The organism is Mycobacterium sp. 1245852.3, assembly GCF_001669335.1.
In the GTDB taxonomy this organism is placed as follows: Bacteria; Actinomycetota; Actinomycetes; order Mycobacteriales; family Mycobacteriaceae; genus Mycobacterium; species Mycobacterium europaeum_A.
The window spans coordinates 1-11,290 of sequence record NZ_LZLL01000432.1 but is presented as its reverse complement, the minus strand read 5'-3'; the positions used below and the strand labels follow the sequence as shown (position 1 = coordinate 11,290).

The 11,290-nt window shown below is 70.2% G+C and carries 10 protein-coding genes and 1 pseudogene; 2 read left to right on the top strand and 9 right to left on the bottom strand.

Going from position 1 to position 11,290, the window contains the following annotated elements; all coding sequences use genetic code 11:
* Window positions 1–565 (top strand): annotated as a pseudogene (locus tag A9W96_RS19170) (hypothetical protein); the annotation flags it as partial.
* An 8-nt stretch (window positions 566–573) separates the two neighbouring features.
* On the opposite strand, the gene fadD1 reads toward A9W96_RS19170, so the two are convergent.
* From fadD1 to A9W96_RS19130, 8 genes are read right to left on the bottom strand one after another with little or no spacing between them, the layout of a single operon-like run.
* Window positions 574–2,193: a fatty-acid--CoA ligase FadD1 gene (gene fadD1 / locus A9W96_RS19165; RefSeq protein ID WP_067142111.1), complete on the bottom strand. Its 1,620-nt coding sequence runs from the start codon at window positions 2,191–2,193 to the stop codon at window positions 574–576.
* 24 nt (window positions 2,194–2,217) lie between these two features.
* Window positions 2,218–3,834, bottom strand: coding sequence for an NAD(P)/FAD-dependent oxidoreductase (locus A9W96_RS19160; protein ID WP_067142108.1), 1,617 nt, complete (start codon window positions 3,832–3,834; stop codon window positions 2,218–2,220).
* On the bottom strand, window positions 3,831–4,232 hold the full coding sequence (locus tag A9W96_RS19155) for a Zn-ribbon domain-containing OB-fold protein (protein ID WP_066880048.1): 402 nt from the start codon (window positions 4,230–4,232) through the stop codon (window positions 3,831–3,833). Before A9W96_RS19155 ends, A9W96_RS19160 begins: the two co-directional genes overlap by 4 nt.
* Window positions 4,233–4,234: 2 nt before the next feature.
* Window positions 4,235–5,437 carry a thiolase family protein gene (locus tag A9W96_RS19150; RefSeq protein ID WP_067142106.1) on the bottom strand — a complete coding sequence of 401 codons (1,203 nt, stop codon included), beginning with the start codon at window positions 5,435–5,437 and terminating at the stop codon, window positions 4,235–4,237.
* Window positions 5,434–5,880 carry a MaoC/PaaZ C-terminal domain-containing protein gene (locus tag A9W96_RS19145; RefSeq protein WP_066866468.1) on the bottom strand — a complete coding sequence of 149 codons (447 nt, stop codon included), beginning with the start codon at window positions 5,878–5,880 and terminating at the stop codon, window positions 5,434–5,436. Before A9W96_RS19145 ends, A9W96_RS19150 begins: the two co-directional genes overlap by 4 nt.
* Window positions 5,881–5,897: 17 nt before the next feature.
* The gene (locus A9W96_RS19140) at window positions 5,898–6,398 is read right to left on the bottom strand and encodes a MaoC family dehydratase N-terminal domain-containing protein (RefSeq protein ID WP_066880057.1); all 501 of its coding nucleotides are present in this window, start codon (window positions 6,396–6,398) and stop codon (window positions 5,898–5,900) included.
* Window positions 6,395–7,510 carry an acyl-CoA dehydrogenase family protein gene (locus A9W96_RS19135; protein ID WP_067142103.1) on the bottom strand — a complete coding sequence of 372 codons (1,116 nt, stop codon included), beginning with the start codon at window positions 7,508–7,510 and terminating at the stop codon, window positions 6,395–6,397. The genes A9W96_RS19140 and A9W96_RS19135 overlap by 4 nt, the downstream gene beginning before the upstream one ends.
* Window positions 7,511–7,532: 22 nt before the next feature.
* Window positions 7,533–8,711: an acyl-CoA dehydrogenase family protein gene (locus A9W96_RS19130; protein WP_067142100.1), complete on the bottom strand. Its 1,179-nt coding sequence runs from the start codon at window positions 8,709–8,711 to the stop codon at window positions 7,533–7,535.
* Window positions 8,712–8,971: 260 nt separating this feature from the next.
* On the opposite strand from A9W96_RS19130, the gene A9W96_RS32265 reads away from it, so the two are divergent.
* Entirely contained in the window at window positions 8,972–9,136 is a 165-nt protein-coding gene (locus A9W96_RS32265) for a hypothetical protein (RefSeq protein WP_165827963.1), read from the top strand.
* A 10-nt stretch (window positions 9,137–9,146) separates the two neighbouring features.
* On the opposite strand, the gene A9W96_RS19125 is transcribed toward A9W96_RS32265, so the two are convergent.
* On the bottom strand, window positions 9,147–11,290 hold a 2,144-nt coding region (locus tag A9W96_RS19125; protein WP_067142097.1), incomplete at its 5' end, for an ATP-binding cassette domain-containing protein.

Genomic DNA, 11,290 nt, shown 5'->3' with positions numbered 1-11,290 from the left:
GCTGTCGCCGGCGGAATGGACGGCCGTCGGGGTGGTCTGCCTCAGCCTGGTCGCCCTCGCCCTGGCCGCCGGGCCGGGCCACTTTCGGCACGCCCCGGCCGGGCTCGGCTGGGCGCTGCTGGGGGTGGTGGCCGCGATCTTCCTCGGCGGCGCCGCGGCCGGGCGATTGCCCGACCGCGCGCGAGCCCTCGCGCTGGGGTTGGCCGCCGGAAGCGGCTTCGGCGTCGTCGAGGTGGGTGTGCGGCTGATCGAGGCGATCGATCCCACCAAACGGGCGTTCTACACCAACCCGGCGCTGTACGCGGCGGCCGCCGGCGGGGCCGCGGGTTTCCTGTTGCTCACCTCCGCGTTGCACCGCGGATCGGTGACCACGGCCGTCGCCGGCATGGTGGTCGGCGAAACGCTGGCACCGGCGTTCGTCGGGGTGGTGTGGTTGGGCGACACCGCGCGCGCCGGGTTGGGCTGGCTGGTGATCGCGGGGTTCGCCGTCGCCGTGTCCGCAACGCTGGTGCTGGCGCGGTTCGGGGAGGCACCCCAGCCCGCGCCCGTCGAGGAAGCGGGCTGAGGCCCGGTTCATGCGCCTGAGACGCTGGGGGCCGCACGACCGACGGCGTTTTCGCTCACCGGCGCATAACTGGTGCCGCGTGCGGGGCGCGTCCACAACAACCCGTCCTGTGCGGTGACACCCGCGGCGATCAGCGCCCGCTTGAGGATCTTGTTGGTCGCGGTCGCGGGCAGCTGATCGTTGATCCGCACGTAGCGCGGCCACGCCTTCGGTGACAGATCCGGCTGCGCGGCAAGGAATTTCGCGAAGTCGTCGGGGCTGAGCTGCGCACCGGGCCGCAGCACCAGGGCGGCCATCACCTGGTCGCCGACCCGGTCGTCGGGAACGGCGTAGACGGCGACCTGGCTGACCTCGGGCAGTCGCGCCAGAATTCGCTCGACCGGCCCGGCGGCCAGGTTCTCCCCGTCCACCCGCATCCAGTCGGCGGTGCGCCCGGCCAGGTAGATCCAGCCGTCGTCGTCGCGATAGGCCAGGTCGCCCGACCAGTACATCCCGTGCCGCATCCGCTCCGCGGTGGCGCCCGGATCGTTGTAGTAGCCGGCGAAGGGCCCCGCCCCATGGGTGTTGACGAGTTCACCGACGGCCTCGTCGAAATTGGTCAGCGCCCCGTGCGCGTCGAACTTCGCGGGCTCGCATTCCCGCAGTGTCGTCGAGTTGTAGATGCTTACCCCCGGGTACGGCTTGCCGATGGAGCCGGGTGGGGTGCCGTCTTCGCGCACCACGATCACCGCGAATTCACTCGAACCGAAGCTGTCGACGACCCGGCACCCGAAACGCCTTGCGAATTCGGCGATGTCGCGGTCGGTGGCCTCGTTGCCGAAGGCCACCCGCAGGGTGTTGTCGGCGTCGTCGGGGCGCTCGGGCGTGGACAGGATCAGCGCCAGCGGCTTGCCGACGTAGTTCAGGTAGGTGACGCGATAGCGACGGACGTCGTCGAGGAAGCGGGACGGCGAAAACCGCGCCGGCACCATGGTGGCCCCGCTGCCGATGGCGACCGCCCAGCCGGCGGCGACGCCGTTGGAGTGAAACAGCGGCATCGACAGGTAGCAGACGTCGTCGGCGGTGACGTCGTACTGGAAGATCAGGCTGGCACCGCACATGATCGCCATGCCGTGGGCGAACCGCACCACCTTGGGGTCACCGCTGGTGCCCGAGGTGAAGATCATCATCAGGGTGTCGGCGGCGGTCACCTCGCGATGCGCAACCAGCGGTGGCGCGGAAGCGACGGCGTCGGCGTAGCGGCCGCCGGCCACATCGATCACCTGAATGCCGTTGAGGTCCAACCCGTTCAGGAGTTCCAGGTGCTCCGGGTCGGCGAGCAGTAGCTGGCAGTCGGAGCGCCGGATGTCGGCCAGCAATCCCGGCCCGCGCCGCGTGGTGTTGATCCCGCACAACACGTAGCCGCCCAGCGCGGCCGCGGCCATGGCGCGCAACATGGCCGGGGAATTGCCCAGTACGGCGCCGACATGCAGCGGCCGTGCGGTGTCGGCGAGCGCGATCAGCGCGGCGGCCTCCGCCTCGGCTTCGGCGAGGTGCTCGCGCCAGGTCCAGGTCCGCTCGCCGTGAACCAGCGCCGGGGTGTCGTCGTGGCGACGTTGCCGCAGTAGCTGTTGGACCGTCTCGACCACGGGTTCACTTCCTCTTCGACGTCGTCATCGGCTGGTGAACACCAGCCCCGCGTAGTTGTTTTGGGCCACCTCGTCGCAGTGCCGCCGATAGGTGCCGAAGCCGCCGATGTAGGGCATGAAGACCCGCTTCTTGCCCTCGATGTTGGCGCCCAGGTACCACGACGATGCCGCCCTGGGGAACAGCGTGCGCTCGGCCGCTTGGGCCACGTGTTCGGTCCAGGCGATCGCCGCGTCGTGGCGTGGCACGACCTCGGCCACACCGAGGCGCCGCGCGGCCCGCACCAGGTCGACCACCCAGTCGACCTGGACCTCGGCGTGCAGCACCATGTTGGCCAGCACCGACGGGCTGCCCGGCCCGCTGATGGTGAACAGGTTGGGCAAACCGGGCACCATCAGCCCGAGGAAGGTGACCGGGCCGTCGGCCCAGATGTCGCGCAGTCGTTGTCCCCGGGGGCCTTTCGGATCGATTCGGGTCAGCGCGCCGGTCATGGCGTCGAAGCCGGTCGCGAAGATCAGCACGTCGCACGGGTAGGTCGTCGCGCTGGTGCGCACGCCCTCGGCGGTGATCGCCTCGATGGGTTCGCGGCGCAGGTTCACCAGCCGAACGTTGTCGCGGTTGAAGGTGGCGTAGTAGCCGTCGTCGGTGCAGATGCGTTTCGTTCCGATCGGGTGATCGACCGGGATGAGATCGGTTGCGACGGTGGGATCGTGGACGATCTCGCGGATCCGCTGCTCGGCGAACGTCCTCGCGATGTCGTTGGCGGCCAGGTCCCTGGTCTGGTCGGGGAAGGTCTTGGCGAACAGCACGCCCCCTTCGCGCCAACGCTGCCACAGCGCTTCGTTGCGCTCGTGCGGTTCGGTGTCGAGGGCGTTCTTGTGGTAGGTGCCGTGCGGGGTGCCCGCCGCCGCGTAGGCCGAGGCCCGGCGGCGCTCGGGATACCGCTCCTGGATTTCTCGCTGCTCCTCGGCCGACCACGGCCGGTTCGGCATCGGGATGGTGTAGTTCGCGGATCGCTGGAATACCACCAGGTTTTCGGCGCTGGCGGCGATGATCGGGGCCACCTGGATGCCGGACGATCCGGTGCCGATCAGGCCCACCCGCTTGCCGCGCAGCTCGGGGTCTTCGCGCGGCCACGCGGCCGTGAAGTAAACCTGTCCCGAAAAGTCCTCGGCGCCGGGGATATCGGGACGATTCAGCGCCGACAGGCAGCCGGTCGCGCATACCAGGAACTGTGCGGCGTAACTGTCGCCGGTCGCGGTGTCGACGTGCCAGCGGCCCCCGGCGAAGGTGGCACCGATGACGTCGACCCCGAATCGGTAGTGGCGGCGCAGATCGAAGCGGTCGGCGACGTGGCGCAGGTAGCGCAGGATCTCCGGTTGGGCGGCGAAGCGTTCGCTCCACTGCCAGCTCCGCTGCAGTTCTTCGTCGAATGAGTAGGAGTAGTCCACGCTTTCGACGTCGCAGCGCGCACCCGGATAGCGGTTCCAGTACCAGGTGCCGCCCACGTCGGGGGCGGCCTCGAGGGCGGTGACCGACAGGCCCGAGGAGGCGACCCGGTGCACGGCGTAGAGCCCGGCGAACCCGGCGCCGATGACGATGACGTCGTCCATGTGCACCTCCGACCTCACCGTCGAGGTCATGCGGGCCGATACTTCAGCAGGGTGATGCCCCCTTCAGGCAGATCGTAGAACACCGGCTGGACCCGCATCCCGATGCGGATGTCGCCCGGGTCGACGTCGACCAACTCGGTGCTGAACTTCGGTCCGGCATCCCATTGCACCACCGCGAGCAGCTGCGGGAGCGCGTCGGCCCATGGTGGGCCGGTGGGCCGGCGGGCGATCGTGAACGTGTATAGCGTTGCGGCACCGTCGATTTCGCGCCATTCCAGGTCGTCGGCCAGGGTTCCGGGGGCCAGGGTGCGCGGATAGAACACGTAGCGCCGTGCCGACGGCGAGTACTGCACCAGGATCCGGTGCTGGGCCAGGCCGTCCCAGAAGGGCTGCGAGACGGGTGTGGGCTCGGGGATGGGCCGGCTCATCTTCAGTCCCCCCGCAGGAGCAGCGCGACCTGTTCGCTCATGATGCCGCCGTTGCCGGTGACGAACGCGGTGTGGCAGTCGGGTACCTGCGCGTCGCCGGCCCGGCCCATGATCTGGCGCGCGCCGTCGACCACGTGGTGCATGCCGCCGGCCATGCCGGCCTGCCCGAAGGACAGCTGGCCGCCGGCGGTGTTGAGCGGGAAGTCGCCGCGGTAGGTCAGGTCGTGCTCGTTGACCCACGACATGCCTTGGCCTTTCGCGCAGAATCCGGCGTCCTCGAGGCTCATCAGCACCGTGATGGTGTAGCAGTCGTAGATCGACGCGATGTCGACGTCGGATCGGTCGAGCCCGGCCATCGCAAAGGCCCGGTCGGCGGCGCGCGCAATCGGGGTGGACAGCAGGTCCTCGGCGTAGGTCGGGGTCTTGAAGGCGATGTGTTCGCCGAAGCCCTTGATCCACACCGGGCGGTGGCGGCCGCGGCGGGCGAGGTCGGCGTTGGCGATCAGCACGCCCACTCCCCCGTGCACCCGCATCACCGTCTCCAGCATGTGAATGGGGTCGGCGATCATCGGGCTGTCCAGCACGTCGCCGACCGTGATGGGGGTGCCGTGAAAAACCGCGCCGGGGTGCGCGCCCGCGTTGGTGCGCTGGTCGACGGCGATCTTGGCGACCGCGGCGGGGTCGTAGCCGAATTCGGCCGCGTAGCGCTGAGCGATCTGTGCGTACGGCGCGTTCTGGCCCACGTTGCCGTAGGGGATCTCGAACTCGGCCTGCGGCGAGCCGTAGTTGTTCGACGACGCCCCATACCAATTCGGGTCGGGCGCGGGTCGCCGCTCGGACCGCGGCACCGCCGCCGACCCGGGCACCACGGCCAGCACCGCCTCGCAGATGCCGAGTTCGACGGCCGCCGCGGCGCGCCAGATCATCCCGGCGGACGTCGCCCCGCCCAGATCGACTCGCTCGCCGAAATCCAGTGCGAGGCCCAGGTATTCGCACAGCGTGGCCGGCGCGAACATGGCCGATTCGGCGATGCCGTGGGTCAGCAGGCCGTTGACACGGCCGGGATCCACCCCGGCGTCCTCGATCGCCAGCTTGGCCAGCACCGCGTACTGGTCCAGGGTGAACAGCGGCGCCCGGGTGGGGAGGCGCTGCGCCGGCAACTCCGCGATGCCGACGATGGCGGCCTCACCGCGCAGCCCGGTCACGGCTCGGTTCTCCGGATCGGCAACTCGACCGTGGCCATGCCGGGCATCAGGATCGTGTCGTCGCGGCGCCCGGCGATGACGAGATCGACCAGCCCGGTCCCGGTGTCGCTCAGCCGTTTACCGGTGACCTCGCCGCCGAAGCTCAGCGATTCGCCGGGATACGCGATCGCCCGGTTCTGCACCGAAAAGGACACCAGCCGGCCGCGTCCGCCGATCCAGTCGCCGAGGGCGCGGGCCAGCAGCGCCGCCTGCAGCGGGCCGTGCACCAGGACGTTGTCGTAGCCCTCGGTGTCGCGCGCCCACTGTTTGTCGTAGTGAATGCGGTGGCCGTTGTAGGTGGCGGCGGAAAAGAAGAACATCTGCGTTTCGTCGACGGTGACGGTCAGCGCGGGAATGTGTTCGCCCACGGCGATGTCGTCGAAAAACGGTTGCTGATCGGTCATGGCGCACCGGGGCCTTTCTACGGGCGGGCGATCATCGAGGTCGACGCTTCGGCCAGCAGGTCGCGATCCTGGTTGCGGTACACCGTGTGCCAGGTGACGAGGACGAATCTGCCGGAGCGGCCCTGTTTTTCGACGATCGAGGAGATGGTGCGCACCATTTCGATCTCGTCGCGGTGATAGGCGGGCAGGTGGAACGTGAAGCTCTCGCCGCCGGCCATCCGCTTGGGGGCGCGCGGGAACGCCAGGCTGCCGGAGACCGCGCCGGACGACCCGTCGGGACGCAGCGACTGCAGCGGCGAGACGCCGAGGATGGCGTACTGCAGGAACAACGGAGGGCAGATGATGTCGCGGTATCCGTTGGCCCGGGCGTAATCCGGGTCGAAATACAGCGGGTTGTGGTCGCCGACCGCCGCCGCCCAACGCTGCCAGTCGCGCCGGTTCACCTCACCGGTCGCCGACGCCGCGACGGTGCCCACCCGCGCCGCCGATTCCGCATCGATCAAACTGTCCTCGCTCAACCGCACTCCCCTTCGTCGTCCATGCTGCGCTGCAGCCAGCCCGCGGCGACGTCGGCCCCGCCGCCGAATGTCGAACCCAGCCTGGCTCGCTCGCTGAACAGATGCAGGTCGGTCTCGGTGACGTAGCCCATGCCGCCGTGCAATTGGTGGGCGTCCAGCGTGATCAGCCGCGCCGCGGTGGCCGCGTGCATGCGCGCGATGGCCGTCTCACGGCTCGCGACGCGTCCGCGCCCCAGCCAGAACACCGCCGCGTGCGCGGCCAGTCGCGCGGCCGCCAGGGCGATGTGCATGTCGGCGACGAGATGCTGGGCGGCCTGAAACGACGCGATGGGCCGGCCGAATTGGTGGCGCAGCTTGGTGTAGTCGACGGTGCGCTCCAGCACGGCCTGTCCGACGCCCACCAGGTCGAGTGATCCCAGCGCCACGGCGGTGTTGGCCAGCCGGCGCAGCGATGCCGCGGTGATCCCGTCGAGCGTTGCGTCGGCCCGCACGTCGTCGAAGCGCACGGTGAATGCGCGGACGCCGCCGGCCATGTCGAGCGGTTCGACGCCGACACCACCGGCCCGGACGTCGACGACGAAGGCCAGCGTGCGCGCGGCGGCCGCGGCGGACACCACTAGGACATCGGCGACGTCGGCATCGAGGACGTAGTCCGCGGTTCCGGTGAGCCGCCAGCGGTGCGCGTCGGGATCGGCGCGCAGCACCGGGGTGACGACGGCGGCGTCGCGGGCGTTGTGCAGCGCGGTGGTGCCCCGCACGCTCCCGGACGCCAGCGGCGGCAGCCAGCGCGCCTTGAGTTCCGGGCAGCCGAGTTGGTCGACGGCCAGCGCGGCGAGCACGCTGCTGTGCACCGTCGTCGGGCACAGGGCGCGGCCGGCCTCGGTGGAGAAGACGGCCAGATCGTCGAGGGAGCCGCCGGCCCCGCCGTACTCCTCGCCGATGGCGAGGCCGAAGACGCCCGCGTCGGCCAGCGCCTTCCACAGCGCCGGGGTGCTGCGCTCGGCGCCGGGTTCGCCGAGCGCGCGCACCAGCGTGATCGGGTTTTCGGCGGCCAGCAGCGCGCGCAGCGCCGCGGCGAACGCGCGCTGCTCGGCGGTGGGGATCGTCTTCATCGGTGCTGCGCGAGGCCCAAAGTCAGCGTCCGTAGGACGGCATCGCGTGCCCGCGCTGCGCGATGATGTCGCGCAGCACCTCGTTGGTGCCGCCGCCGAAGCGCATCAGCGGGGCGGCCCGGTAGAGCCGCTCGAATTTGCCGGCCAGCGGGGCCTGTTGGCTGCGATGCGCCAACAGGCCGTCCGGGCCGAGGAGGTCGAGCGCCAGGTCGGCGATGCGCTGGCGTAACTCGCTGGTGAACACCTTCTCGACGCTCACTTCGACGGTGGGGATGACGCCGCTGTCGAGGATGGACGCCGCCTCGTAGCCCATCAGGGTGGCCACCGCGACGTCGGCCTCCGCCTGCGCCAGGCGGCGGCGCAGCGACGGATCGTCGGCGGGCACGGTGCCGTCGCGGCGCGGGCTGCCCGCCAGCTCGCGCAACTCCTCGACGGCGCGACGCAGGTCGCCGGCGTTGGTCAGCGCGCCGCGTTCGAGATCGAGCGCGCCGGTGATGTAGGTCCAGCCGTGATTGACCTCGCCGACCAGATTGGTGGCCGGCACTCGCACGTCACGGAACCACACCTCGTTGGTGCGGTATCCCGACCAGGCGTAGAGCGGGCGGATTTCGACGCCCGGGCTATCAATCGGCACGATGATGACCGAGATGCCCCGATGCCGGGCGGCGCCGGGATCGGTGCGGACACAGAGCCATTCGTGTGTCGCGCGCTGGGCGCCGCTGTTCCAGATCTTGGTGCCGTTGATCACCCATTCGTCGCCGTCACGGGTGGCGCTGGTCCGCAGGGCCGCCAGGTCGGTCCCCGCCTCGGGCTCGGAATAGCCGACGGCGCAGATCATTTCGCCGCGGGCGATCGGGGGCAGCCACTCGGTCTTGTTGCGCTCCGTACCGTGCCGCATGATCATCGGCGCCACCGACGTCACCGTCAGGTCCGGGCCGGGCACTCCCCAATATTCGAATTCGCTCATCAGCAGGTGCAGGTGCATCGCGCCCAGCCCCAGACCGCCGTACTCACGCGGCCAGTTCAGCCCGAACCAGCCCCGCTCGCCGATCTTGCGCCGGAACCGGGCGACCTCGCCCCGGGGATATTCCAGGTCGTGCTCGGCGAGCTCGGCCCGCAATTGGGGGGTCACGTTCTCGCGCAGGAATTCGCGAATCTCGGTGAGCCAGGCGCGCTGCCCCGCGTCGAGTTCGAAATCCATTCCGGCGCCTGTGCCCTTCTGCCAGCCTTACACCAAGCAGCGCCAGCGTAACGCCACGGCGAGAATGCGCCCGGGATTTCGCCGTAGCGTTACGCTGGGCGGCCCCCCGCCGGTCGACGGCCCGCTGTAAACGCGCTGTCAAACTCCCGTTAAAACACATCGGCGCTCTCGCGGATACGCGGGCGGGCTGCGAAGATTCTCGGATCGGCTGGTCGACGCGGACCAGGGACGCCGCCCAGTTCCGGCCTGAGGGAGAAGTCATGCCCACTGTTGAGATGCGCCTCCGCGAAGACCTGCGCAACTACGCCGTCGAATTGCGGCAGCTCGCGTACACGCTGCCAATGGGCGTGGGCGAGCACGGTCTGCTGCAACTGTCCGACCGCATGCGAGCCGCGGCCGACCAGATGGTCCGCAAGGGCGCCTGAACAGGCGCGCTCAGCCGCCGCGGAGGCGGATCTTCCATCGCACGAATCCCAGGTACACGGCGCTGATCGCGAACAGCATGCCGACGTCGAACCACCACGTCGCCGGGGTGTGCCGCCAATGCGAATCCTTCGGGGTCAGCGGGCCGGGCACCAGTTTGGTCAGGTCGGCGGTCGACGCCGACGCGGCGAAGCCCCACCGCGCCGGCGTCGCCCACGACATCTGATCCAGCCCGATGCGTGCGGTCACCGGAATCATCCCGCCGGAGAACACCAGCTGCGACATGACCGCCACCACCAGCAGCGGCATGATCTGCTCGTTGGACTTGGCCACGGCCGACAGGGCCAGCCCGAGCATCGCCGACGCGACGCACGTCAGCGCGACGTCGGCGAACAACTCGAGGCCCGGCTTGCCCAGCGCCACGGCTCCCTGCGTCGGGGCGCCCTTGCCGAGCACCGCGATGACGCTGACGATCGCCGACTGGACGATCGCGAAGACGGTGTACACGCAGACCTTGGCCAACAGGTACGCCGACGTGGACAGCCCGACCGCCTGTTCGCGCAGGAAGATGGCGCGTTCACCGATGAGGTCGCGGATGGTCAGGGCGGTCCCCATGAACACCGCGCCGACGTTGAGCAGGACCAGGATCTGGCCGGGCTCGTTGGGGGCGGCGCCCATCGGGTTCGGGATGCCGAACCCGACGTCGCCGGGCACCGACATGGACAACGACCCCATGATGAACGGCAGCAGCGCGAGGAAGACGAAATACCCGCGGTCGGAGACGATCAGCCGCATCTGGCGCCGGGCGATGGTGGAGAACTGCCGGACCAGGCTGGTGTGCGCGGGATCGCCCAGTTCGGCCGGTTTCTCCGCGGGCGGCGGGGCCGGTGGCGGGCCCGTGCGGGCCAGATAGCGGGCGCGGGAGCCGTCGGGGTCGCTGGCGACGGTGCTGAAGATGTCGGCCCAGTTGGTGGTGCCCATGGCGGCACCGATCTGGCTGGGCGGCCCGCAGAACGCCGTCTTGCCGCCGGGGGCCAGCAGCAGCACCTGATCGCAGACGTCCAGGTAGGTCAGGGAGTGGGTGACCACCAGCACGACGCGCCCGGCGTCGGCCAGCTGCCGCAGCATGGTCATCACCTGCCGGTCCAGCGCCGGGTCCAGGCCGGAGGTCGGCTCGTCGAGGATCAGCAGCGAGGGCCCGGTGAGCAACTCCAGCGCCACCGACGCGCGCTTGCGCTGTCCTCCGGACAGCCTGTCCACCCGGGTGTGCAGGTGCTGGGTCATCTCGAGTTCTTCGAGCACCCGGGCCACCACCTGGGCGCGGTCGTCCTTGGTGGTGTCCGGCGGCAGCCGCAGTTCGGCGGCGTACATCAGCGCCTGCTGCACGGTCAGCTGCCCGTGCACCACGTCGTCCTGGGGCACCATCCCGATCCTGCTGCGCAACGAGGCGTACTCCGCGTGGATGTTGTGGCCCTCGAACGACACGGTTCCGGTCGTCGGGTGCGTGTATCCGGCGACCAAGCGGGCGAAGGTGGACTTGCCGGCGCCGGAGGGTCCGATGATCGCCGTCAGCGTGCCGGGAAGGGCGGTCAGCGAGATGTTGTCGAGCAGCGTCTTGTTGTTCTCGATCGTCCAGGTCACGCCGCGCACGTCGAGGCCGCCGCCGCGCGTCGCGGTGGCGGCCTGGTCGCGGCGGGCCAGCTTGCCGCCGTGAAAGACCAGGTCGATGTTGCCGATCGTGACCACGTCGCCGTCGTGCAGCACGGCCGAATCGACCCGGACGCCGTTGACGAAGGTGCCGTTGATGCTGCGGTTGTCCTGGATCTCGGTGCCGGAAGGCGTCGGGATCAGGGTGGCGTGGTGGCGCGAGGCCAGGACCTCGGGGATGACGATGTCGTTGTCGTTCGCGCGTCCGATCTTGATCGCGCCCGGCACGTCCGGCCCGGCCCTGCCCGGCCGCAGGATTTTCATCATCGACGTCGCGAGGATCGACGAGTCGCCGCCGATGCGGCCCGTTGCGGGCGCCGCCGGCTGCGCCGTGGTCGGCGGCGCCGCGTGCGCCGACGGTGACCGGTAGATCTGCGGCGCGGGCTGGGATCCGCTGGGCGGCGCGCTCGGGAGGCCGCCGGTCGGGTATCGCGGCTGCGCGGCGGTGG